This window comes from Emticicia fontis, from assembly GCF_054779675.1.
The window spans coordinates 38,671-63,879 of the sequence record NZ_BAAGXU010000007.1; the positions used below are offsets into that span (position 1 = coordinate 38,671).

A 25,209-nucleotide genomic window follows, 5' to 3' on the forward strand; every position below is an offset into this window, starting at 1 on the left:
AAACTTTGTAATGAATACAAGATACATAACTGCTACCTTACTTTTACTGGTTTCAGAATTTTTTCTGCTTGAACTACCCCCTCAGGATAGCGTTTTCTGGACAGCCGTTGTAAGAATTTTTGCTGCTATCATCCTCAGCATCTGGTATTATAAAGTCCGCAAACCCATCCCCACGCTTATTGATAAGCTTTTTTTTCTGACACTTCTCTTACCGATTCTGATTTCTTTAAGTGTGATGTTCTATCCGCCTCTCGGCAAAAATTTTAATCTGATTATCCATGCAGCTATTTCCTGCGTCTGGATAGTTATTTTTAAATTAATGGGTTCTAAAATACCTATCAAAAGCATCTCTACTAAAATGCTGAAGATTGTGCCTATCTATGCTTTGATACCAATTTTATTCTATATATTTTCCTTGCACGCTGTTGTGCCTACCATTGACAAAATACTTCTTTTAAGCTATTCTGCTATTTATCTGTATACAAATACACTAGCTTCATTTTTACCAATCAATGAATCAAATAAATTCTGGATTAGCTGGGGAATAATCTTAAAGGCATTCGCCAATTTTTTGGTTTTCTATGGCATCTTTATTGAGCAGCTTCCTTGGATAGGCTTTATCCCGAGAACCCTTGTAGTAGTAGCCCGTTGTATTCTGATAGTGAGTATGATTGATTATTTTTCTTCTAAACAGACGACTCCTGTGCAGGGAGCTGTTTCTTGAGTGAGTGATATTGTCTTGAACTATGATTTACCCACGCGGCATCCGCTGATTGAATGATTTTTATGATTTCAGGTTTACAAATCTAATAATCAATTAATAAATCAGTGCAATCAGGTTAATCAGCTAAATCAAAGTTCAAGACAAAATTCAATTCTCCTATGTATGTATCGGTCTGTTATCAGTTGCCGCAAGCGCCGCTTCTTTTACAGCCTCCATATAGGTTGGGTGCGCATGAGAGGTACGGGCAATATCTTCTGCACTCGCTCTGAACTCCATCGCCATTACGGCTTCGGCAATCATATCTGCCGCTCTGGCACCTATGATGTGTACACCCAGAACCTCGTCTGTATCTTTATTAGCTAAAATCTTCACCAAACCATCGGTATCTCCACTGGCAGTGGCACGACCTAAGGCTTTGAATGGGAATTGGCCTGATTTATAGTTAACGCCCTTTGCTTTCAGTTCTTCTTCCGTTTGTCCGACAGAAGCTACCTCAGGCCAGGTATACACCACACCCGGAATCAGGTTATAGTTGATATGTGGCTTTTGTCCATTCATGGTTTCAGCTACCAATACACCTTCTTCTTCGGCTTTATGTGCCAGCATGGCTCCACGTATCACGTCACCAATGGCGTAGATGCCTTTTACGTTTGTTTCAAGCGTATGTTCGTCAACTACTACTTTGCCTCTATCAGTTGTTACTCCTGCGGCTTCCAGATTCAAGCCATCAACATAAGCTCTTCTACCAATACATACCAGACAATAATCGCCTTTGATTTCCACAGGTTTGCCATCTGCTCCATCGGCTGATACCAATACTTCTTCACCTAAATTCTCAATTTTGGTCACTTTTGTATTGAAATAAAAATCAGTACCCAGTTTCTTTACTGATTTTTGTAATTCTTTACCCATCGTCTTATCCATCGTCGGAATCATTGAATCGGCAAATTCTACAAATGTCACTTTTGAGCCTAAGCGGGCATAAACCGAGCCTAATTCCGCACCAATTACCCCTGCACCAATCACAATCAGGTGTTTAGGGATTTCAGGAAGATTTAAAGCTTCTGTGCTGGTAATGATCCGCTTTTTATCATAATTCATAAAAGGCAGAATCGTTGGTTTTGAACCTGTGGCAATAATCACCTTCTCGGTGCTTATCTGCTCTTCTGAACCATCAGCCTTTTTGATTTTGATGTTGTTTTTATCAACAAAAGACCCGAAACCATTATAAACCGTAATTTTATTCTTTTTCATCAGGAAGTTAATCCCGTTGTTCATCTTCTCTACTACCCCTTTCTTACGGGCCATCATTTGTTCCAGATTTACCTTAGGCGCAGGTATCTCAATACCATGCTCGGCAAAGTGATGAGCAGCATTATAAAAATGCTCTGACGAATCAAGCAATGCTTTTGAAGGAATACAGCCCACGTTCAGACAAGTGCCTCCTAAAACATTGTATTTTTCAATAATGGCGGTTTTCATACCTAGCTGGGCGGCTCTAATAGCTGCCACATATCCTCCGGGGCCGGAGCCAATCACCGTAACGTCGTATTGCATTAGTTTGTGTATTTGTTCTATGGTCAAATGTATGCTTAATAATTATTAACTCTGATAGTCTGGTCTGAAATTTTCCATTCAGGCTGTTTATTGGCATCGATAAAGACTATTCCGACACGATACTCTCCGGCAGGAATAGCGCTTTTAAAATAATCATACTTTACGCCAAAGCCGGTTCTGTCATAAAACAAACTTTGATGCGTAATGAGTCCTCTGATACCGTTAAATGTGGGCGTAGCGCCAAAGAAATATACCTGATTGGTAGAATCACTCATAATAAAGCCATAGCGCTCTTTATATTTTCTATCACTCGCTTTCGGATTTTCAGGATTATATAACATCAAGGTAGCAAAATGCTCAGCAGATTTCTCGATTGTAAAAGTAGTCTTTTCGCATTTACTTTTATCAAAAACCTGATTGCTTAATGGTGTATCAGGTAGTACATACCAGCCTTTGTTAATAAACTGGCGTGTCTGGGCATTATGCCTTTCATAAAAAGCAAAGCCCTCTTGTGCCGTCAGAAAAGACCAGTTCTGATGTTGTTTAAAATTAACCACATCAGCCTCAAAAGTCGACTTGAGCAATTGATAACTTATCAGATTTCTCTCTGCCGATTTATACCAGATGCCGACACTATATAAAGCAAATACCCCTAAAGCAGTCCATCGCAGATACTTGCTCGCTTTAAAGTGTATCAGAAACAGATAAATTGTGGTAATAAACAGAATCGAATAGTTTTTATACCAATCTGGTATTTCAACCTTATGAATAGCCCGCACGATGGCAGTCATCATAGCGGTTCCGGCCAGAAACAGAAATACACCCAGACAAAACAAGAGTACTTTATTCTCAACAGGCTTGAATCTTGTTTGTATGAGTTTAAAGAAAAAATACCCGAAATAGCTAACAATCCCGATTACGGCAATGATGCCAAAAGCAACAGATATAGAATTAATCTCAGTCAGAAAGGCAGCACCCAGAAAGCGAAAAGCATACAAGAAAGTATTGCCATTGAGTTTAGCCTCTCCCGAATTCATCTGGAACCCGGTGAAATAAATAGCTAAGCTAAGCCCATAAACAATAGCTGTATAAATAGCCTGACGGAATCTTTGCCGGAGCAATAACAGGATGATAGCCACAAAGAATACCATAATACCATTGCCATTTGAAAAAGTGGCCATAAAACCCGCAATCCATATCAGATAGCTATGCTTGGGCGATGCAAAACAGGCAAAATAGAAAGTCAGGATAGCCAGAAAGATAATGCTCATATTAGGCACCCCATAACTGACAATGCTATTGTACATGAACTGGTATTGAAACAATAAAAACGGAATCGGCAGGAAGTAAAGCCATGAAAGAGCAGTACGCTTGAAAGCCAATGCATATACCCCAAACATTCCGAAAAGGCTTATATTCCCAATGATTATCAGATGCTTGAAATTAATATTACCCTCTAACTGAAATAAACCCAACATCACAGTTCTGAAATAAACAAAACGATGCTGGTTATGCTGCACGAGCAACATTCTGATTTTATCTGCCACTGTGCTTTTCTGAAAGTAAGTTTCGAGGTAATCGAAGCCCCAGAAAAAATCATCATAGAAAGGCACATTAGAAGAAAAATGAAAGATAACGTAACAATAAAACAAGACAGGAAGAATACCAATCAGGACGGCGAAATTCTGAAATCGGGAGAGGATAGTAAAAAATCGGGTCATATAAATTTACAGATAAAATCCAGTAGATGAGAATCGGAACCGACTCTCACCTACTGGATTTATAGTATTATTCATCATGTATTAAAAACCTATGCCGGCGTATAATTTTACATCATCGAGTGTAATGGTTGGTCCACACATAATTACAAGACGCTCTACTACGTTGCGTAATTCACGCACGTTACCAGTCCACGGAAGGCTCTTCATATACTCCATTGCATCTGGTTCAAAATCTTTTACAGCATCGCCGTATTCATCGGCTACATCATGTAAGAATTTATCTGCCAATAGCGGAATATCGGTTTTGCGGTCGGTAAGAGCGGGTACATGAATCGGAATAACGTTCAGACGATGGTATAAGTCTTCACGGAAGTTTCCTTCAGCTATCTCTTTTTTCAGGTCTTTGTTTGTAGCCGCAATCACACGTACGTTTACTTTTATTTCTTTGTCGCCACCTACACGTGTAATCTTGCTTTCCTGCAAGGCTCTTAGCACTTTGGCCTGTGCCGAAAGGCTCATATCACCAATTTCATCAAGGAATAAAGTTCCGCCATCAGCCTGCTCAAATTTACCGATTCTTTGCTTGATAGCCGAAGTAAAGGCACCCTTTTCGTGACCGAAAAGCTCACTTTCTATCAATTCAGAAGGAATAGCGGCACAGTTTACTTCAACAGAAGGCTGATTGCAACGGTTGCTTTTCTCATGAATCTGTTTGGCAACCATTTCTTTACCCGATCCATTCGGCCCTGTAATCAGTACACGGGCTTCGGTAGGTGCTACGCGGTCGATAGTATCTTTTACTTTTTTGATAAGGTCTGACTCCCCGACAATCTCATTGATTTTGTAGATTCTGCGTTTCAGTGTTTTAATCACCTCTACGTCTTTGCTCTTTTCTATGGCATTACGCACGGTTACGAGCAAACGATTCAGATCTGGTGGTTTGGTGATAAAGTCAAAGGCACCACGTTTGGTGGCTTCAACAGCATTTTCGACATTCCCGAAGGCTGAAATCATCACAAATTGGGTCATTACGCCCTCTTCCTTTGCTTTCAGCAGCATTTCAAGTCCATCGAGTTTGGGCATTTTTATATCGCACAAAGCTACATCATAATGGGTTTTCAGTACCATTTCTAGTCCTTCTTCACCATCTTTTGCCTCATCTACTTCGTATTCTTCATATTCTAAGATGTCTCTTAATGCATCCCGAATACTTTTTTCATCATCAACTATTAATAATTTAGCCATCTGGGTTATTAAGGAGAGTGTATAATTAAGTAAATAAGGTTCGTGTCTTTTATGACGCAAAATAATGAAAAAATAACAAAATTCTTTAGAAAATTCTTTTAAAATAGATTTTAATCTATCTTAATGCCGTTTAATCAACGCTATAATAGTAACAAATAAGTGTGGTCTATTGTTAATAAATGTTAAGTATTTTTGATTACAAACCCGACTCTATGAAAGCAGGCATTATTGGTGCAGGTATTGGTGGCATTGCTACGGCGATTCGTTTACGCAATAAAGGTTATGAGGTAGAAGTATTTGAAGCCAATAGTTATGCAGGGGGTAAACTCAGTAGTTTTGAACAAGGCAACTATCGTTTTGATGCAGGGCCTTCTTTATTCACGATGCCGCAATTGGTTGAGGAATTATTTGAATTATCTGGTAAGTCTGTCAATGATTATTTTGAGTATATCCGGCTACCTGAAATATGTCGGTACTTCTGGGAAGATGGCACCCGCCTGAATGTATCAGCAGATACTGAGGCATTTGCCAAAGAAGCCGAGAAACAATTAGGCGAACCAGCCGAAAAAATCACCAGAATGCTGAAAGACAGTGCTTTCAAATATGAAGTATTGAGCGGTCTTTTTCTGGAAGATTCGCTGCATAAAATCTCTACCTGGACATCAGCAAAGGCATTAAAAGGTTATCTGAATCTACATAAATTAGGCATTTTCAATACCATGAATGCCGCCAATGAGCAGTTTTTTTCTACGCCCAAAGCCGTACAATTATTTAATCGTTATGCCACCTACAATGGTTCTGACCCCTATCAGACTCCTGCTACGATGAATATTATCCCCCATCTGGAATACAATGTCGGGGCATTTTTTCCGAAACATGGCATGTATGGCATCACCGAAAGTCTGGTGGCTCTAGCTAAAGATTTAGGCGTGAAGTTTCATTTCAGTACCCGGGTAAAAGAGATAATTGTAGAGGGCAAAAAAGTAAAAGGATTAAAGATTAAGCAAGCAGATGATAACAAAACAGAAGATTTTCGAAGTTTTGATATAGTAGTAAGTAATATGGATATTACCCCTACTTACCGCAAACTCTTACCCAATGCCATACACCCCGAAAAACTATTGAACCAACCTAAAAGCGGTTCGGGATTAATTTTTTATTGGGGGTTAAAGAAAGAATTTCCGGAGTTAGGCTTGCATAATATTTTCTTTTCTGATAACTACAAAGCAGAATTTGAACACCAGTTTCAGAAGAAAACCATTTACCACGACCCAACGATTTATTTGAATATCACTTCCAAATACAAAAAAGACGATGCGCCGGCAGATTGCGAAAACTGGTTTATCTTACTGAATGCCCCTGCCAATGCCGGACAAGACTGGGATAAACTCATTACAGAAGCCAGACAAAACGTAATAACCAAACTCAGCAGAAACCTGAAAACAGATATTGCCCCATTAATAGAATCAGAAAGCATTCTTGACCCCCGGAGTATAGAAATGAAAACTTCTTCGGTGCAAGGGGCTCTGTATGGCAATAGTTCCAACAATAAATTTGCGGCATTTCTGCGCCATGCCAATTTCTCGTCTCGCATTAAGGACTTATACTTTGTTGGGGGAAGTGTGCATCCCGGCGGCGGGATACCTTTAGCACTTTCTTCGGCTAAGATTGTTGGGGGGATGGTAAAAGGAGTTTAATTTTGAATACTTAAAACCATACTTTTTTGCTCTAAATCACCCCGCAATAACCCTCACCATCGCAAAATCATCGGCTGGTTTTAAGCCGTGGTCTAGTTCAAGGTGTTTCAATTGCCAGTTCAGCATTTTGCTATTCTGCATTTGCATTTTATCGAAAAGCATAAAATCAACCGGATTGATATGTTCTGTGCTGATATTTTTAGTAGTAGGCATAAACGTAAAAATACCATCGGTTGATAGGCTTATATCTTTTATTTGATGGAAGTAGATTTTTTGTTTTTGTGCTTCATACCATTCTTCAAAATCTTCGTGCAGATGATACCCGATATAATCAGGTATATTGTTGTGGTCAAATTCTGTTACTTTGCCATTAACACTCACCACGCCATCGCCTATAGCCAATATAATACCCTCTTCTGCTTTTTTATCAATCAGCATAATGATGAGTGTGGTAAGCAGCTCTGTTTTATCAAGCATGAGTTGATTTTCTACCAGGTTCAGCTCTTTGAATAGCTCAGCTAATATATCTTTTAATTGAGACTCCAGCGTAGCATAGGTTTCTAAACCATACAATGCCTTGTAGGATTTTTCTTTGGCGATTTTCCGTAATAGCTTGCCAACCAATGTAGAAGCGAAATAACTATCGGTTGCCATGGTACAGCCATCCATCACAGCACATAAAACTGTATCATTGCCAGGCTCTCCGACAAAATAATAGTCTTCGCAATAATCCGGATGATGCTCGCCTTTTTGTAATGCTGTATATATAATCATTTTCTTGTAAGGCAAAGATAGTCACAAGTCGGATATTTAAAAGTCTCTGTTTGATTGAGTTCTAATAACTAATGTAATTATCAATCGCCATGTCAGCCGTTTTTAAAACGACCTATCTACCCAATAAACCCAACAACCATCTCCACAAACTCATTCGGTTTATCAGCCTGAATCCAGTGGCCTGCGCCTTCGATAGTTTCTACAGTAGCATTCGGGAAGATTTTTTTGATAGCCGGAATATCTTCGTCATAAATATAGCCTGACTCACCGCCACGGATGAACAAAACAGGCTCCGAGATTTCGTGGGTATCAGTAAAATCACCACCAATCTGGTAGATTTCACGACTTAGCACGGGCACATTAATCCGCCAGTCGAATTTACCTAAATCATTGCGGTAGAGGTTTTTCAACAAAAACTGGCGCTCGCCTACACTCGTTACATAACGGTCTAATTGTAGCTCAGCTTCTTTTCTATTGGTAAGTTTATCTAAATCAATCGAGTTCAATCCCTGAATGATATGCCCATGGTGAGAAGGATAATATTTAGGGGCAATATCTACGATAATCAGCTTACTGAACTTCCCTTCATGCTTCATGGCAAAGTGCATCACCGTCTTCCCTCCCATCGAATGCCCGATAATAATCGGTTTATCCAATTGATGTTCGTCAATAAATTCGTTCAGATCCTCGGCCATGAGTTCATAACTGAATTCTTCACTACGTGGCGACTGTCCATGATTACGGGCATCTAAAGCATAAACAGCAAAGCCCTTATCGGCAATCATTTTACTAATCGTAAACCAGTTGTCGGAAGAGCCAAAAACGCCATGAAGAATTAATACAGGCTGTCCTTCGCCTGTTTTTCTAAAGAAAAGTTTCATCTGTTGGTTATAGTTAAGCTAATTTGCTGGCAAAGGTAAAAATTATTGAGTGAATGAGTGAATAAGTGATTGAGTGATTAAGTCTAATTACTGAAAAATGTTCAAAAACTAATCACTAAATCGCTCAATCACTCATTCACTCAATCCCTACTGTCCACGTTCTTTCAAATATTTCATTGGCATTCAATTGATTGATGCCTTCTTTTTCTGTTAGTTGCTGGTTGTGATTGGCACTGTCTGCAATGCCGCACCAGGGCTCAATACACACAAAATCAGCATTTTTAGCTGCCCATATACCCAGAAACGGGAAGCCTTTGAAATCAAACCGTAATTGATGTACTGTTTTATCTGATTTCAAAGTAACACTATCTGATTGTAAATGTTTAAAGACAAGGGCATCCTTATAGAATAATTCTTTGCTTAATGGCAATCGACCATCAGCTAAAGGAAGTTTTTCCGGCGCTGCTTCAATTAAACCCTTATTGGTTAAAGGCCAACGAAGCAAATCTTCCGAAGTATTAAATTCCAGATAATAATCTTCGTAGTTTGTTCCATCCAGCAATGGCACTTTAAAGGCCGGGTGACCACCCACGGAGAAGAACATTTCTGTATCGCCAGTATTTGTTATTTGATAAGTTACAAGCAACTGATTTCCCTCAACGCTGTATTGTAAGCGCAATTCAAAAATAAAAGGAAAAACTTTTAATGAGGCTTCGTCAGATTTCAATAGAAAAGTAACCCTATCTTCAGTTTGATTTTCTATTTCAAACACACGCTCACGGGCAAAGCCATGTCGAGGTAAATTGTAGGCTATACCCCTATAAATAAACGTGTCGTCTTTTACAGACCCCACAATCGGGAACAACACAGGAGAAGATTTACCCCAGAAAGCAGGGTCAGCCGACCACATATAGTCTATTTGCGAGGCTTGATGAACAAGGCTTGTTAATTCTGCCCCTTTCGGATTGATAGTGGCGCTGATGACAGCATTTTTAATCGTTATCATGTAATTGAATCAGGAATAATCTGTCTGCAAGATACATATCCTGGCTAATTCTTATATAAAAGAAACAGATTATTTATAATTCAACTCTCAGAACAAACGATTGTTTAAGATTGGGTGCTTATAAAAAAACAATGGGTAAGGTTAGTACCTTACCCTGTCTTTACGAAAAAGCATTATTAATAAAACTCATTTATTAATTCCATCTACTATCTCTTAGAATCTTTTGCCGTAACGGTCGTTATAACGGCCATTGGCATATCCTCTGCTATATTCATCGTATGTAACATGGTCTCTGTCGCGTTTTTCACGGGCAATCCAGCTATGCAATACAGCTAAATCCTGCTCTAATTCACGACGTTCAAAATTATCTATTCTACCATCACGTTTGAAACGGTTTTCTTTCACCTCAATTCTTTCTGCCTCACGTAACAACGGTTTTGCTTCTCTTGATGTAATTCTACCAGTTTTAATACCTTGTGCAATTTCATTGCGAGCCTGAATCTGATAGCTATCTACTATATTATCGTTTCTTCCATATCGGCTGTCACGTCTGTCATATCCTCTTTGCGCATTAGCAGCGATGGCTCCTGCCACCAACATTGCTATCATCATTAATTTTTTCATTGTGAATTTCAGGTTATTGTTAATTTCTAATTTTTAAACTTATTTGATTCTTAGATGTAAAAGGATGCCCTTGGGTTTATCGTCAATTTGTTAATGATTCGTTAAAGGATTTTAAGCGTCTGTTAATAAGCGATTTACGCATCTATAAAAAGATTAAAATTAATTAAAAGAGTGTTTTTTTGGGGTTTGGTTTAATCTGGCTGTCTATTATTTTTGAATTCGATGTGAGCAAATAATAAAGATTTATTTCTTCGAATTAATTATCCAGCGAAATCTCAATATTGAATCAAGTGATTTAATAGTTCTTTTTTTCCGTCTTATCAAAATATTTATACGCCCCTTTTGATAAGTATATACCTTTGAAAAAAATTGATCTTATGACACGAGCTATTCTATCTCTTATACTTTGTTTCCCTATATCAGCGGTATTCGCTCAAAGCCTTACGCTTGAACAGGCCGTTCAGCGAGGACTAGAAAATCGCATAGAATTAAAATCTCAGAATCTGAATTTACAGATTGCTTCTACCGAAAACGAAAAGGTGAAAGCCCGTTGGCTGCCACAAGTAAGCGGCAATGCCGATATACGCTGGAACACCCAATTGCAGACAACCGTATTACCCTTTGCCCTACCGGGCTCGGGCGAAGCCCAGACTGAAATAAAATTAGGTCGCCCATTCAACAATACATTCATCCTGCAAGCTGACCAGAAAGTGTATGATGCCAATCGTAAGGTTGACCGTGCCGTAAATGATACGCAGATAGAGGTGCAGAAAAATACCTTGGAGCAAATACGCGTAAATGTGAAACAGGCCATTACTGAATCTTATTATAACGGTGTATTTGCCAAAGAAAGGCTCAATCTCTCAGTATTAGCCTTGCAAAGAGCCAATAGTTATTTTGAGGTAGGTCAGGCGCGTTTTGATCAGGGAGCTATTCTGAAAAATGACCTGGATAAACTGGAATTAGATGTCAGCAATGCCAAACTGGCTCAGACAAAAAATCAGCAGGACTATGACCTTGCCTTAATTGCCCTGCAATATCAATTAAACACAACAGATAAGGTTGAACCCATAGAAGATTTACAAGCTATCTTCAACTATTCACAAATCATTGAAAATCAATCGAATATTGAGAAACGCACAGAGATAAAGGCCGAAGAACTGAATCTGCGATTAAATCAACTGAATGTGCAAAAGCAACTGGCAAGAAATAAACCAAGTGTCTCGGCCTATGCCAACTATTCTTATTTCCAGTTATCAGAGGCGTTTAATCCTTTCGAGAAAGACACCTGGTTCCCAGCCAATTATATAGGCATCCGTATCAATGTTCCGATTTTCGACGGCCGCCAAGCCCGATTAGCGGCCAACGATTTTAAAGTACGTCAGCAGATCAATACATTGAATGCAGAGCGATTGAGAAACGATTTCAGTTATGAATCGAAAAGTACGTGGAATACTTTACAGCAATCAAAACTAAATCTGGAAGAAGCCAGAAAAAATATAGCGTTGGCCCAAAGGATTTTAGAAACGGACAAATTCCGTTTCGAAAAAGGGGTCATTCTCTTATCAGACCTGAAAAACACCGAATACGCCCTCCAAAGCGCTGAGAATCAATACTTATCAAGTATTTACAATTTTCTGATTGCCAGTGTGCGGTATAAGAAAGCTAGTGGGAATTTGTAGAAGTTTTTCACATCATTATTAGGCAATCGTTTCTAAAACTACTTCTAAAGACCTACAAAAATAGAGACAGGGCAATGCGGAGACGCCCAGTCCCTGTCTCTACCAATTCAGGCATTCCATAGAACGTTTATTTTATGAATCTAAATAAAATGAGGCTAGAAATATGGAATGACTATTCATTATTCCATCAACTCCTTCAAAATCTTCTGCGCAGCAATAGAGATAACGGTACCAGGGCCGAAAACACCTTTTACACCTGCATCATAGAGAAACTGATAATCCTGTGGGGGAATCACCCCTCCGGCTATTACCATAATATCTTCTCTGCCTAGTTTTTTGAGTTCCTCTATCAGTTGAGGCACTAAGGTTTTATGCCCCGCAGCCAGGCTGGATGCTCCTACAATATGCACATCGTTTTCGGCCGCTTGTTGGGCTGTTTCCTGTGGGGTCTGGAATAAAGGGCCAATGTCTACATCGAAACCTAAATCGGCAAAGCTGGTGGCTATTACCTTGGCACCTCTGTCGTGGCCATCCTGTCCCATTTTTGCTACCATGATTCTTGGTCTGCGGCCTTCCAGTTCAGCAAATTTATCAGCCATTTCTTTGGCAATTCTGAAATTCTCATCATCAGAAACCTCCGACTGATACACCCCCGCAATAGAGCGGATAGTGGCTTTATGACGACCCACAATTTTTTCCATAGCATAAGATATTTCGCCCAGAGTAGCACGTTTACGAGCTGCATCTACTGCCAACGCCAGCAAATTATCTTCTTTTGTTGCGGTTGCATTGGCTGTTACCTCTGTAATTTTATTTAAAATCTGTTCTACCTCCTCGTTATTTCGTTCTCTTTTTATTCTATCCAACCTTTCTATCTGCTTTTGTCTTACACTCTGATTATCTACTTCCAGCAATTCAATATCCGTTTCGGTATCGGTTTTATATTTGTTTACCCCCACAATCACATCTTTACCCGAATCAATTCTGGCCTGCTTTCGGGCTGCCGCTTCCTCAATACGCATTTTGGGTAATCCAGTCTCAATGGCTTTGGTCATGCCGCCTAATGCTTCTACTTCTTCAATCAAAGCCCACGCTTTTTCTACCAGTTCTTTGGTCAGGTATTCAACATAATAGGAACCTCCCCAAGGATCAACTACCCGACAGATTTCCGTCTCATGCTGAATATATAATTGCGTATTACGGGCAATACGTGCCGAGAAATCAGTCGGTAACGCAATGGCTTCGTCCAATGAATTGGTGTGTAAAGATTGTGTATGCCCCAAAGCAGCTGCCATTGCTTCAATGACCGTTCTTGCTACATTATTAAAAGGGTCTTGCTCGGTTAAAGACCAACCGGAAGTCTGACAATGGGTGCGTAAGGCTAAAGATTTAGCATTTTTCGGATTAAATTGCTTCACGATTTTTGCCCATAGTAATCGGCCTGCACGCATCTTGGCAATTTCCATGAAATGATTCATGCCTATGCCCCAGAAGAAGGATAGCCTCGGCGCAAAATCGTCAATATCCATTCCGGCGGCAATGCCTGTGCGAATATATTCGAGACCATCAGCGAGTGTATAAGCCAATTCCAGGTGAGCAGGTGCGCCTGCTTCATGAATATGATAGCCTGATATAGAAATAGAATTGAATTTAGGCATGAACTGCGAAGTATAAGAGAAAATATCTCCCACAATGCGCATCGAAAACTCCGGCGGATAGATATACGTATTACGCACCATAAACTCTTTCAGAATATCATTCTGAATAGTGCCTGAGAGTTGTTCGGGCTTTACCCCGTGCTCCTCAGCCGCTACAATATAAAAGGCCATGATAGGAAGCACCGCTCCATTCATGGTCATGGAAACTGACATTTCATTGAGTGGAATCTGGTCGAAGAGTATCTTCATATCTTCCACCGAATCAATAGCAACCCCTGCTTTTCCAACATCCCCCACTACTCGCGGGTGGTCTGAATCATAGCCTCTGTGCGTAGCTAAATCAAAGGCGACTGATAAACCTTTTTGTCCCCCAGCCAGATTTCTGCGATAAAAAGCGTTCGATTCCTCAGCTGTTGAAAAACCTGCATACTGGCGGATTGTCCAGGGCTGCATCACATACATGGTGCTGTATGGTCCTCTTAAGAATGGAGGTATTCCGGCCGAAAAATGCAGATGTTCAGCATTCTGAATATCTGCGGCCGTAAACCTTGGCTTAATAGCTATCCCTTCGGCTGTTTTGAAAACGGGGGTATTAGTCCCGATTGGTTCGGGAGTTGTTTCCTTTTTTTCAAAAAGATTGATTTTGGAAAAATCAGGTTTCATAGTTTGTTGAATACAATTTAAAAAATTGTGCCGCCATAGAATGGATACAATTGTCTGGTAAATATCCCCATTTTTGAAAATAAAACAATAGAATTTATTGAATTCGAAGCCTTAGAAAACAAAAAAAGTTTGCCCCTAATAGGAACAAACTTTAATAAAATAGAAGTAGATTTGTTTCAAAAGTTTCTCAATGATAAATAAGCTCCTTCGTTCTTGCTGCTCTACTCACCTCCCCTAAAGGAACACTATGCGATTGCTTGGGTAAATCTTTCAAACCTTTCGTTCCTCTTGCTTCCCAAGCGTCCAACCAATTTGTGATGGTTGCCCGGCTTACCTCAAAAATGTCTGACAATGTCGTTACGTTGTACCCTTTAAAACTTAAAAGTATGGCTTTTGCCCGCTCACGTTCCCGGTAATTTCTACTCCGACGAGACACTTCTCTCAAGAACTCCACCTGATCGGGAGTTATTTTTCTTACGTATCGCATAAGCAAAACGTTTAGTTTGTGGTTAAATGAAGTATTGCTTTTTCTTAGGTAAAATCTGCCACACTCGTCTTCCTTCCTGTTCTTCACAAGCCACAACCAAACTGCGGCAGACTCTTTAAAACATAAGACGGTTAAAAGTTTACGAACGCTGTGAGATTGTTAAAAATAGTTAAAATTTATTTTGAGTTTTTTTGAATGATGTAGCTGTTAGAATACATAATACACTCATTACCAAGCCATTATTATTCTAATCTATACGATTAAAAACAAAAGAAGGTTGTCAGACAACCTTCTTTTTTATCATATTTTAAAATCAGATTATTCCTCAGAAGTAATTTTCTTTTTATGCTTGATTCCCCAATCTGTTAAAGAAGAAATAATCTCTTTTAACGAGGTGCTATACTCAGTTGGGATATATTCTACTACCACAGGTTTTTGGTTGGCGTCAACCACTCTTTTCACCAGACCATTTATCTCCAGGTCTTTCAATTCACCAGAAAGTACTCTGGCCGAAATACCTTTCAGCGTGCGTTGCAGAACGTTGAATCTTGTGTGCCCACTTAACAAAGCAATCATTATCCGCAATGTCCACTTTCCGCCAACTACATATAAGGCATCTTCTGCGGCATCCAGATTTTTACCGCATTGCAGTTCACTAAATGCGACTGTTTTAGCTAATAATTCTCCCATTTTTCTGAAATACTAATAAAATTATTACTACTAACCTTTTGTTTACTACTAACTTTTTATTAGCAAATATACATAAGTTTGCGGCATCAAAAAAATTATTCTTAAACCAAAGAAAACAAAACTCATGAAAAAAATACTGCACATTATCTCTAGCCCACAGGGCGAAGCATCTGTCAGCAAAAAATTAGGCAATGCCATCATCGAAAAAATTCAGGCAAAATACCCTGATAGCATCATAAAGGAACGAAACCTGACCACAAACCTTTTTCCGCATTTAGACCAGATGCAAATAGGTTCGTGGTTTACGCCTGCTACAAACCATTCTCCTGAGCAAGCTGAGGCCATTAAAGTTTCAGATGAAGCGATTGCTGAAATGCAGGAGGCAGATATCTATGTAATTGGCGCACCTTTCTATAATTTTGCCATTCCCTCCACGCTAAAAGCCTATCTGGATCATATTGTAAGACCAGGAATTACTTTCAGGTATAATGAACAGGGAAGACCTGAAGGCTTCCTGAAAAACAAAAAGGCATATATTGCCACTTCATCCAGTGGTGTTTATTCAGCCGGAGAGTTTCAGTCGTTTGATTTTGTGAGTCCCTATCTGAAATTTTTACTTGGGCTTCTGGGCATCACAGACACTACCTTTATTCGTGCCGAAGGTTTAAGAATTGAGGGCATCAAAGAAACTGCTTTTGCCAAAGGTGTTGAAAGTATAGCGATTGATTAGGTATTATAGAGGAGCAATATGGTTTGTGGGATATTCAAGCGGCAAAACCCAAATTAAGCCTTACTCAAGTCATAGGGTCATTTAATATTATTTTGTAGATTTGCTTCATTAATATCACCCACAATCCATTTGTTTCATAAGAGTATATGCAAATTATAAATCCGGCTACCGAAGAAATTATTACAACTCTGGTTGAAGATAACGCTGAGAGTCTTCAGGCAAAACTAAAAACCCTGCAAAAAGGACAGAAAGCATGGGCGAGAACGCCACTCAAAAAACGCATCAGTATCATTGCGCAATTTTCTGAATTATTAGCTGAAAATATAGAAGAACTAGCCGCCACGCTTACTTCTGAAATGGGCAAACCCTTGCAACAAGCCCGCAATGAGGTGAATGGTGCCAGAGCCAGAATAAAATATTTTGTAGAAAATTCGCAGAAATACCTGAAAGATGAAATAGTTACCCGTCAGGATAACCTCACTGAAAGGATCTCTTATGAGCCATTAGGCGTTATCTGCAATATTTCTGCCTGGAATTATCCCTTCCTGGTAGGTGTCAATGTTTTCATTCCTGCTTTAATCGGAGGTAATGCTGTTTTCTATAAACCGTCTGAATTTTCTACCCTGACCGGACAAAAAATTGAGAAATATCTAAAAAAAGCAGGTATACCTGAAGATGTTTTTCAGGTGGCCATTGGAGCCAGAGAGGTAGGCGAACTATTATTAGAAATGCCTTTAGATGGCTATTTCTTTACGGGCTCTTATCGTACCGGACTTTCTATTTATGAAAAAGTAGCCCATAAAATGGTGCCTTGTCAATTAGAATTAGGTGGCAAAGACCCATTGTATGTGGCGGATGACGTAGCAGATATTCAGGGAGTAGCCGCGGGGACAGCCGATGGCGCTTTTTATAATAACGGACAAAGTTGCTGCGCCGTTGAGCGGATTTATGTGCATGAAAAAGTCTATGACCAATATGTAGAAGAATTTGTGAAAGAGGTGAATGGTTATAAGATTGGTCAGCCGAAAGAAGAGGGAGTTTATATTGGTGCTTTGAGCCGTCATTCACAATTAGAATTTCTGGAAAATCAGGTGCAGGATGCCTTGAAAAAAGGGGCAAAACTCTTGGTTGGTGGTAAAAGCATTACCGGACAAGGGTATTTCTTTGAGCCGACAGTTCTGGCAGACGTGAATCATAAAATGAGTGTAATGAAAGATGAATCTTTCGGGCCAATCATTGGTATCATGAAAGTAAAGGACGACAAAGAGGCCACCAAACTGATGCAGGATACTGAATATGGTTTAACAGCGGCAGTGTATACAGCAGATAAAAAACGCGCAGAAAAAATATTAAAACAAGTAAACGCCGGAACAGGCTACTGGAACTGCTGCGACCGTGTATCAGCTCCCCTACCATGGAGTGGCCGTAAGAATTCCGGTTTTGGTGCAACGCTTTCACACGCTGGTATCAGGGCGTTTGTGAAGCCTAAGGCCTGGCATTTGAGGGGATGATTACTCCTCAACAGGAGGTATTTGAAAGCCTTTTTCAGCAAGAATTTGTTCGATAGAAAAGGAAATATTTTCAAATACCTCCATTTTTGTTTGCCAGTTAATGATACTCCAGGTTGGGTTTTCTTTTTCGGCTACAATCACTTGCCGTTGAGAAGTAAGAATCCAGAATACTTTTTCAACGCCAAATTCTAATAGTTTTTTGGTTTTTCGCTGTATATAATCATAATCTTTCCCTTTTTCCAAATCAATCTTTACGTCTACTTCTAAAATTACCTTAGGAGCAATATCCAGATATTTGGTTGAGAATATATTCCCGATTTCATTAATATCTACAATCGCAATATCGGTAGACAGGTTGTTTTTCTTAGATAAGTTAACACCTGATTCTCCTGTCAGCGCATACCAGTTTTTAGGAAGCAAGCCATTCAGATAAGTACCTATGAAACTCACAATAAATGCCTGAAATACCCTAGCGCCCATAATATCATCAATTGTCTTTGTACCAGCTAAAACATCTTTATAACCTTTCCGATAATACTTTTTACCATCGATTTCATCGCGCACAAGTATTGCAGGTATCTTGATACCGCTCGCTTTGCTCCTCGTTTTTTCTGAAATCTCAACCATTATCTTTCTTAATTATTATCAAATTTAACGAATTCTAATCAAATCCTATTCTTCGTATCAATAATTATCGTCACAGGGCCATCGTTCAATAATGATACTTTCATATCAGCCCCAAACTCTCCGGTTTCAATGGGTTTGCCTGAATCTTGTGTCAACTGCGCAATCATTTTTTCATAAAGTGGAATGGCCACTTCTGGGCGGGCCGCTTCAATAAATGAGGGTCTATTACCTTTTTTGGTACTGGCGTGTAAGGTAAACTGGCTAATCAATAAGATATTCCCGTCAACGGCTGAAATGTCTAAATTCATTTTCCCCTCGGCATCACCAAATACCCGTAGCCCCACAATTTTCTTTGATAACCACTCAATATCTTCCTGTGTATCGGTGTGCGTAATTCCTAGTAAAATCATAAAGCCAATGCCAATTTGTCCTTTTATCACATGGTCAATCGTTACTGATGCCTGGCTTACGCGTTGTATAACTGCAATCATAAGGTTTAGAGGTGTAGCAATAAATTTGCGATTAGTAAATAAGTACCAATGCCAATAATATCGTTGGCGGTAGTGATAAATGGCCCGGACGCTACTGCCGGATTGACCCCAATTTTATCTAAAAAAAGAGGCGTAACAGTACCCATAAATGAGGCAAGTACCACCACTGATATCAATGAGAAACAAACCACCAGAAAAAGTCTTGGCTCACCAATCAGGTAAATATAAGCTCCGGCCAATGCACCAATCACCAAGCCATTGACAAGGGCTACCAGAATAATTTTAAATAAACGTTGCCATAAACTGGTAGTAATACCGGTTTTTTCGGCAAGACTTTGCACAATCAGAGATGAGGTCTGGATGCCTACATTGCCACCCGTTGAACCCATAATCGGAATAAAAGCCGCAAGTGCTGCTACTTTCTGAAATTCTTCTTCAAAGCTTTTGATAACCGTGGCCGCTAACAAACTTCCGGCTACCCCAACTACTAACCAAGGCAAACGCGCTTTGGCGAGTTGCCATACACTATCGTCTTCCTCGGCCTCACCCGTGATACCGGCCATTACCTGAATATCTTCTTCTGCTTTATCGGTGATATAATCGACCACGTCGTCAATTGTGATTCTACCTAATAATCGTCCTAAAGTATTCACTACCGGAATAGCCTCCAGGTCATATTTCTGCATCAGCTCGGCTACTTCTTCGGCTGGAGAGGTAGTCTCAACCAATACAATATCATCGTCGAGTATATTCTCAATTTTAGTATTCTTGCGCGCCAAAACAATCTGCTTCAATGATACGATTCCATGTAGCTTCTGGTCATCATCTACTACATAGATGGCGAATACTTTCTCCACATCCTCCGCCTGTCTCCTGATTTCCTCTACGCATTCGCTAACCGTCCAGTTGGTATTTACTTTTACCAACTCTTTCTGCATCAAGCCTCCGGCAATATCCTTCGGGTATGATATCAAATCTATGATGAAACGGGCTTGCTCCCGGTCATCCAGCAAAGCAATTACTTTTTCGCGTACCTCAATCGTCTGTTCATTCAATAAATCGGCGGCATCATCCGATTCGAAAATATTAACATATTTGGCGATTTCTTCAATCGTAAAATGGTCTTTGATAAAACTTTTACGGGTCTCCGGCTCAATGTGTGAAAGGATTTCCGCTCCGGTTTGAGTATCTAAAAGTGTAATCAGATAATGTCCTTGCTCACCGTTGAGTTCAAGCAGGATTCCGGCAATATCAGCAGGATATTGCTCGTCCATCTCCGCCCTGAGTAGTTTTTCATCTTTCTGCTCAATTGCGGTCTCCAGTTTTTCTATGTACTCCTTGGTTAGCTCAAAAGTAGTCATATCTACTCGGTTAGTTTTTCGGTAAATGCCTTTGTCAAAAATATAAACTCTGCTACGCCCAATTGTTCGGCACGCTTATTCAATAATTCATGTTCAAAATTCAATCCAATGGGTTTTAAGGCATTGCGCAAGGTTTTTCGTCTCTGGTTAAAGCCCGCCTTAACTACCTGAAAAAACTTCCGCTCATCACAATCCAGTTTATCTACAGCATTTCTTCGCAGGCTTATCACACCCGAATCTACTTTCGGCGGCGGATTAAAAGCCCCCGGCAATACCGTAAATTCATACTTAATGTCATAATATGCCTGTAAAAGTACGCTCAGAATACCATAATCCTTATTTCCGGGCGGCGAAGCAATACGTTTGGCTACTTCTTTCTGCAACATACATACTACTTCTGCTACGGTATCTGTATGCTCTAAAACCTTAAAGAATATCTGTGACGAAATGTTATAGGGGAAATTACCAATAATAGCAATGGGCTCGGTGCTCTCAAACCCTTTCAGATTTCTCAGATTCATTTTCAGGAAATCTTCCGAAAAAATACGGTCGCCTAAATCGGGGAAATTTTTGTTCAGATATATTACCGATTCGGTATCAATTTCTACCACAGACGTCTGATAATCAGTCTTTTTCAGCAGAAACTGTGTCAATACACCCATACCCGGGCCTATTTCCAGAACCTTCGTATAGTTCTTATGCAGTGAAAGTAAATTCACAATCCGTTCGGCGGCATTCAGATCTTTCAAAAAATGCTGCCCGAGGTGTTTTTTAGGTTTGACTTTTTCCATGCTCAAAATTAGCTGTTTCTACCTAGAATGACATTGATTTATCCGATTTTGTTGAATATTCTCTACATTTAATCAGGCTTTTATGACGTCATTACCGTTTTTCTGCTAAAAACAGCACTTGGAATAGGTTTTTAATCTGTATTAATAAATTATTACCAAAATTTTATAGCCATGCAACGTAACATTGTTTCAAAATCGCTTGTCTTAGCTGCCGCAGCCTTAGCGCTGGGCTACACCAATATGAGTTGTAAATCAACCAGCGGAATGTCGGGAAGAGATATGACTGTTAATGACAATTCAATCTCTACTATGCCGCCTCCACACGCCGAACAGGCTGCTATTTCGACAGTTTCTCTTGGGGGTGCCTCAGGTTCAGAAGTCAAAAGAATTATGTCTGAATACGTTCCGGCATTGAACGAAAACATAGGCGATATTGCCATGGTTGAAACCTATGACGAGGGACTGATTGTAACCATGAACAAAGGCAATATATTTGATGTAAACTCTTATATGATTAATAAAGATGCGAAAGCAGATTTGCTGAGAGTAGCCTATTCTTTGAAACAAATGCCGAATACATTTGTGGTAGTGAATGGCCATACAGATGCCACAGGCGGCAAAGAATATAATGATAAATTGTCAAGAAAGCGTGCCATTCAGGTAGCAAATTATCTGAAAGATGCAGGTATTGATGAAAAAAGACTACTGGTTGACGGATATGGTGAAAAAATACCAAAGTACTCAAACAAAATGATGAGTGGCAGAGATAAAAACCGAAGAGTCGATTTTATTATAGTAGCTGATAACGTACTACGTGAAAATATTATTAATGGTACGAGTTCGGTTAGGTAATATATAACTATCTTACCAAAACCGTAATCGGGGTAGCTGCTTAGTTGCTCCGATTTTTTTATTTCATCAAAATTTATGATAAATTTGGTTTTTCTTATACCTGATGAAACGTATCCTTACTCTCCTGTACCTATTTCTCCCGTTGGCAAGTCTGGCACAGGGAGGTTCAGAAATTTATCTGTTTGATATAAATTTCGGGAATGGCAAATTCACTTTATCGAATCCTGTAAATATTACCGAACACAAAGGTTACGATAATCAACCCTCTTTTCATCCTGTTTTACCTCTCGTTTATTATGCATCTGCCAATGATAGTGGCCGAACAGATATAAAGGCTTACGATTATATCAAAGGTAATACCCGTCAGATTACCGATACGCATGAAAGAGAGTACTCCCCTACTGTAACACCGAATGAATACTACCTATCCTGTATCATTCAGCGAGATAACGGGCAACAGGATCTGGGGCAATACCTGATTGGTGGCGGCCCTGCTAAAACCTTGGTTAATACCCTGAAAGTAGGGTATCATACCTGGATTGACGCCAACAGCCTGCTTTTATTTGTATTAGCCGATTCAACTAATAATCTGCATTATTATAATCTTTCTACGAAAGAAACCACAATCATTGCCCCAAAACCCGGGCGCTCATTACACAAAATTCCTAATCAACAGACGTTTAGTTTTATAGATAAATCTAAGGCTGATCAGTGGGTTATTAAACAATTTGACCCCGCAACCAAAGCTATTAGTCCTATTGTGAACACCGTCGGAAAATCAGAAGATATATGCTGGACGACCAATGGTTATATTCTGACCAGCGATGGAGAAAAGCTTTATGCTTATAAACCGCAATCAGGCAAAGAATGGCAGTTGATTGACACAAAAGGCTTGCCCATGCTAAACAAAATCACCCGTATGGCGGTGAATAAAGATAATAATAAGCTGGCGGTTGTGGTTAGTGAGTAAGAATGCCTTTAATTGCTGCTCGCCAACCGCGAGAATATACCGTTTCATTTGCTGAAACACCTAGTTCTTCATAGCCTCACAAAAATTAAAAATCCCACCCCTCTAAAAAAAATAAAAATTTTTATTTCATCAGGCAACGTTTGCCCAAGTACCCGGATTATTGTCAATATAAATGCAATTAAACGTAGCAATACAGCATTGTAAGGTTGGAGATAGAAAAGCCCAGAAAGCATTATTTGAATTGTTTTCTAAAAGCTTTCTACGTTTGAGTTTTCGTTACCTCAACGACCGACAATACGCAGAAGATGCTTGTTTAGAGGCTTTTACACTAATCTTTGAGGGCTTAAAAACTTTTGAGTATCAATCAGATGCGCAAACAGAAGCCTGGATGAAACGTATCCTTGTGAATCAATCACTAAAGATATTGAGGAGAAACCGCAGTTTCCTTTTTCAGACATTAGAGGCAGACAACGACGTGGAAGCAACCGACATCGGTATTGAAGAAGACATGAGTGGCAGAGAAATTCTTGACCTCATTACTTCGCTTCCTGACGGCTATCGGGCAGTGTTTAATATGTATGTAATTGAGGGCTATTCGCATAACGAAATAGCCGGCATACTGAATATCACAGAAGGCACTTCCCGCTCGCAACTGTTTAAAGCCAAAATGCTATTGAAAGAAACGCTTATCATGAAAAAAGTAGTGTAGCCAATGACACCAGAAGAGAAAGATATTAAGAATAAAATTGACAACTTAAGCGACCTTGACCTATTTTTCAACGATTCAGATCTTTGGGAACGTGTCGAGGAAAGGTTAGAACAAAAGAAAAGCCGTAAAAACCTGCTTGCATGGTATTGGGCGGCTGCCAGTTTGGTAGTAGGTTCGACATTTTATTTCTTTTTGTCCCCTACTGATACTCCACAATCAACTTATGGTGTGACTAAGAATACCGCGACTATTTCCACCACAACTGAAAAACCAACAATAGTTGCCCGATTAGAACCATCTGTTCCAAAAGTTTTGCTAAGGAAAAATAATACTATCCAGCCAGTATTGGCCAATGATAGTGTTGAAACTAAAGAATTTGAAGAAAGGCTACTGACTCTGGACGTAGCCCGACTTCAGTCGATTGACAAACCTATTGAATCCACCACTTCTAAAGACTTAGGGCTACATCCGATTGCCTTCAAGGCGCAACGCGTTACCTCATTGATCTTACCGGTTATTCCCGATAGAATGATGGAACGGGAATCTTTTGCTAAACGCGCCTTGAGACAAATGAAACATTTCAATACAGAAGGAAAAGTAGACCTGCGCGAACTGAATATCGAACCGAGGAATGTATGGGCTTATCTGGAAAGGAGTTTTTTTCATGACACAACCAAAGTAACCAATACAAAACCACCCAAAAAATGAAAAAGCTGTTTCTATTAACTGTGACTGCTATTATTTCAACCATAACTGTCTCCTACGCCAAAAAAGATTCTCTTATTGCCAAAATCGGAAAAAAAGCCAAAATTGTTTTCTATGCCGAAAACCCTGAAGACCTGAAAGAAATCGGAAAATATGATTTAAATCTCTTGTTTAAAGAACTGAAAAAACGCTCTGAAAAAAATTTCTCACTCAGCGAAGAAGTAAATCTTAAAGATGCTACCGAATTAAAGAACCGGGAGGCCAATACAAAGGTGCATCAGAAAAGATGGTTCAGAAATATGAATCTGAATGTTTTAGCAGGTTTAAATCAGGCATTTATCACTAATACCTGGGTACGTTCGGGTATTGGCACTGATTATTTTAACAGCCATTTTGCAGGAAATAATTATAAAGTCGGAGAGACTGGTTTGAAAAAGGACTTTTTCAGGATAGAAGGAGAAAGATCATTTATGGTAGGAATCGGTGGATTTTTTGAAAAAATCCTGACTTTAAAAAACAGCGCAGCCATTACCTTAAGATATGGCGGGGGCTTTGATTTGCTGGGTTCAAGATTAAGAATAAAAAGAGTAGCAAGCATGACGCTTGACCCTAAAACAGAGAAAGAAGAACCTACTTACTATAATTCAAAAGAATATCCTACCAGAAATGTAACTTCTGCCAATCTTTATTTGCAGGCGCTACCGATGATTTATCTGGTTAATAAAAAAGGAGAGAGAACTTTTAATATTGGCATTGGCGTGAAAATAGCGGCTGGTTTGAATAGTATGAATAGTAAACTATCCACCAACGATAAGTTTCTTTATCTGGAACATGGCGCTCCAGTACCTATCAAATACAGGCCGCTACAAACGGGCTTCATAGCCAATGCCGGATACAAGTTTATCAATTTGTTTTTCCAGATGATGCCCAACAATATTGTGATTACTTCTGCACAAACCAATATCTACTCAGGGCTTGATACGCCCCGACAATTGAGTGCCTCTACTTATACATTGGGTTTACGCTTCGGTAAATAAATAAGATTTAAAATCT

At 39.5% G+C, this 25,209-nt stretch carries 24 protein-coding genes; 10 read left to right on the top strand and 14 right to left on the bottom strand.

Translation table 11 applies throughout. The annotated features are described in order from the left end of the window. Window positions 1-10: 10 nt before the first annotated feature. The gene (locus ACYVFA_RS05480) at window positions 11-724 is read left to right on the top strand and encodes a hypothetical protein (RefSeq protein ID WP_460470801.1); all 714 of its coding nucleotides are present in this window, start codon (window positions 11-13) and stop codon (window positions 722-724) included. A gap of 156 nt (window positions 725-880) precedes the next feature. Here the strand turns inward: ACYVFA_RS05480 and lpdA are convergent, their stop codons facing one another. The 3 genes from lpdA to ACYVFA_RS05495 form a co-directional block, all read right to left on the bottom strand. Continuing rightward, entirely contained in the window at window positions 881-2,281 is a 1,401-nt protein-coding gene (gene lpdA, locus ACYVFA_RS05485) for a dihydrolipoyl dehydrogenase family protein (RefSeq protein WP_460470802.1), read from the bottom strand. A 35-nt stretch (window positions 2,282-2,316) separates the two neighbouring features. Continuing rightward, the gene (locus ACYVFA_RS05490; RefSeq protein WP_460470803.1) at window positions 2,317-4,002 is read right to left on the bottom strand and encodes a hypothetical protein; all 1,686 of its coding nucleotides are present in this window, start codon (window positions 4,000-4,002) and stop codon (window positions 2,317-2,319) included. 81 nt (window positions 4,003-4,083) lie between these two features. Further along, window positions 4,084-5,247, bottom strand: a complete 1,164-nt coding sequence (locus ACYVFA_RS05495; protein ID WP_460470804.1) for a sigma-54-dependent transcriptional regulator — start codon at window positions 5,245-5,247, stop codon at window positions 4,084-4,086. A gap of 212 nt (window positions 5,248-5,459) precedes the next feature. Between ACYVFA_RS05495 and crtD the strand changes: the two genes are divergently transcribed. Then, entirely contained in the window at window positions 5,460-6,944 is a 1,485-nt protein-coding gene (gene crtD, locus ACYVFA_RS05500) for a 1-hydroxycarotenoid 3,4-desaturase CrtD (RefSeq protein ID WP_460470805.1), read from the top strand. Between the two features lie 36 nt (window positions 6,945-6,980). On the opposite strand, the gene ACYVFA_RS05505 is transcribed toward crtD, so the two are convergent. From ACYVFA_RS05505 to ACYVFA_RS05520, 4 genes are all read right to left on the bottom strand, one after another. After that, window positions 6,981-7,718, bottom strand: a complete 738-nt coding sequence (locus ACYVFA_RS05505; RefSeq protein WP_460470806.1) for a PP2C family serine/threonine-protein phosphatase — start codon at window positions 7,716-7,718, stop codon at window positions 6,981-6,983. Between the two features lie 116 nt (window positions 7,719-7,834). Beyond that, window positions 7,835-8,599 carry an alpha/beta fold hydrolase gene (locus ACYVFA_RS05510; RefSeq protein WP_460470807.1) on the bottom strand — a complete coding sequence of 255 codons (765 nt, stop codon included), beginning with the start codon at window positions 8,597-8,599 and terminating at the stop codon, window positions 7,835-7,837. A 136-nt stretch (window positions 8,600-8,735) separates the two neighbouring features. Next, window positions 8,736-9,605, bottom strand: coding sequence for an aldose 1-epimerase family protein (locus ACYVFA_RS05515; protein WP_460470808.1), 870 nt, complete (start codon window positions 9,603-9,605; stop codon window positions 8,736-8,738). Between the two features lie 213 nt (window positions 9,606-9,818). Continuing rightward, window positions 9,819-10,229, bottom strand: coding sequence for a hypothetical protein (locus tag ACYVFA_RS05520; protein ID WP_460470809.1), 411 nt, complete (start codon window positions 10,227-10,229; stop codon window positions 9,819-9,821). 377 nt (window positions 10,230-10,606) lie between these two features. Here ACYVFA_RS05520 and ACYVFA_RS05525 point away from each other — a divergent pair, with 377 nt between their 5' ends. Further along, window positions 10,607-11,911 (top strand): TolC family protein, encoded by a 1,305-nt coding sequence (locus ACYVFA_RS05525; RefSeq protein WP_460470810.1) that lies wholly within the window; start codon window positions 10,607-10,609, stop codon window positions 11,909-11,911. 179 nt (window positions 11,912-12,090) lie between these two features. Here the strand turns inward: ACYVFA_RS05525 and scpA are convergent, their stop codons facing one another. The 3 genes from scpA to ACYVFA_RS05540 form a co-directional block, all read right to left on the bottom strand. Further along, entirely contained in the window at window positions 12,091-14,232 is a 2,142-nt protein-coding gene (scpA, locus tag ACYVFA_RS05530; RefSeq protein WP_460470811.1) for a methylmalonyl-CoA mutase, read from the bottom strand. 187 nt (window positions 14,233-14,419) lie between these two features. After that, window positions 14,420-14,719: a COG3415 family protein gene (locus ACYVFA_RS05535; protein ID WP_460470812.1), complete on the bottom strand. Its 300-nt coding sequence runs from the start codon at window positions 14,717-14,719 to the stop codon at window positions 14,420-14,422. A gap of 318 nt (window positions 14,720-15,037) precedes the next feature. After that, window positions 15,038-15,409 (bottom strand): winged helix-turn-helix transcriptional regulator, encoded by a 372-nt coding sequence (locus ACYVFA_RS05540; RefSeq protein WP_460470813.1) that lies wholly within the window; start codon window positions 15,407-15,409, stop codon window positions 15,038-15,040. A 124-nt stretch (window positions 15,410-15,533) separates the two neighbouring features. On the opposite strand from ACYVFA_RS05540, the gene ACYVFA_RS05545 reads away from it, so the two are divergent. Together ACYVFA_RS05545 and ACYVFA_RS05550 are read left to right on the top strand one after the other, a co-directional pair. Further along, on the top strand, window positions 15,534-16,139 hold the full coding sequence (locus ACYVFA_RS05545) for an FMN-dependent NADH-azoreductase (protein WP_460470814.1): 606 nt from the start codon (window positions 15,534-15,536) through the stop codon (window positions 16,137-16,139). A 146-nt stretch (window positions 16,140-16,285) separates the two neighbouring features. After that, window positions 16,286-17,650: an aldehyde dehydrogenase family protein gene (locus tag ACYVFA_RS05550; protein ID WP_460470815.1), complete on the top strand. Its 1,365-nt coding sequence runs from the start codon at window positions 16,286-16,288 to the stop codon at window positions 17,648-17,650. Here ACYVFA_RS05550 and ACYVFA_RS05555 read toward each other — a convergent pair whose 3' ends face one another. Genes ACYVFA_RS05555 through rsmA form a run of 4 tightly spaced genes read right to left on the bottom strand, consistent with a single transcriptional unit; the run spans window position 17,651 to window position 20,920 of the window. Continuing rightward, on the bottom strand, window positions 17,651-18,277 hold the full coding sequence (locus ACYVFA_RS05555) for a hypothetical protein (protein WP_460470816.1): 627 nt from the start codon (window positions 18,275-18,277) through the stop codon (window positions 17,651-17,653). 38 nt (window positions 18,278-18,315) lie between these two features. After that, complete coding sequence (dtd, locus tag ACYVFA_RS05560) at window positions 18,316-18,768, bottom strand: D-aminoacyl-tRNA deacylase (RefSeq protein WP_460470817.1); 453 nt, start codon at window positions 18,766-18,768, stop codon at window positions 18,316-18,318. Window positions 18,769-18,773: 5 nt separating this feature from the next. Continuing rightward, on the bottom strand, window positions 18,774-20,129 hold the full coding sequence (gene mgtE / locus ACYVFA_RS05565) for a magnesium transporter (protein ID WP_460470818.1): 1,356 nt from the start codon (window positions 20,127-20,129) through the stop codon (window positions 18,774-18,776). A 2-nt stretch (window positions 20,130-20,131) separates the two neighbouring features. Continuing rightward, window positions 20,132-20,920, bottom strand: a complete 789-nt coding sequence (rsmA, locus tag ACYVFA_RS05570; protein ID WP_460470819.1) for a ribosomal RNA small subunit methyltransferase A — start codon at window positions 20,918-20,920, stop codon at window positions 20,132-20,134. A gap of 171 nt (window positions 20,921-21,091) precedes the next feature. Between rsmA and ACYVFA_RS05575 the strand changes: the two genes are divergently transcribed. The 5 genes from ACYVFA_RS05575 (at window position 21,092) to ACYVFA_RS05595 (ending at window position 25,193) form a co-directional block, all read left to right on the top strand. Then, window positions 21,092-21,772 carry an OmpA family protein gene (locus ACYVFA_RS05575; protein WP_460470820.1) on the top strand — a complete coding sequence of 227 codons (681 nt, stop codon included), beginning with the start codon at window positions 21,092-21,094 and terminating at the stop codon, window positions 21,770-21,772. Between the two features lie 103 nt (window positions 21,773-21,875). Next, window positions 21,876-22,742, top strand: a complete 867-nt coding sequence (locus ACYVFA_RS05580) for a TolB family protein (RefSeq protein ID WP_460470821.1) — start codon at window positions 21,876-21,878, stop codon at window positions 22,740-22,742. 172 nt (window positions 22,743-22,914) lie between these two features. Continuing rightward, complete coding sequence (locus tag ACYVFA_RS05585) at window positions 22,915-23,451, top strand: RNA polymerase sigma factor (RefSeq protein WP_460470822.1); 537 nt, start codon at window positions 22,915-22,917, stop codon at window positions 23,449-23,451. Window positions 23,452-23,454: 3 nt separating this feature from the next. After that, window positions 23,455-24,159 (top strand): hypothetical protein, encoded by a 705-nt coding sequence (locus ACYVFA_RS05590; RefSeq protein ID WP_460470823.1) that lies wholly within the window; start codon window positions 23,455-23,457, stop codon window positions 24,157-24,159. Further along, entirely contained in the window at window positions 24,156-25,193 is a 1,038-nt protein-coding gene (locus tag ACYVFA_RS05595) for a hypothetical protein (RefSeq protein WP_460470824.1), read from the top strand. The genes ACYVFA_RS05590 and ACYVFA_RS05595 overlap by 4 nt, the downstream gene beginning before the upstream one ends. Window positions 25,194-25,209 lie beyond the last annotated feature (16 nt).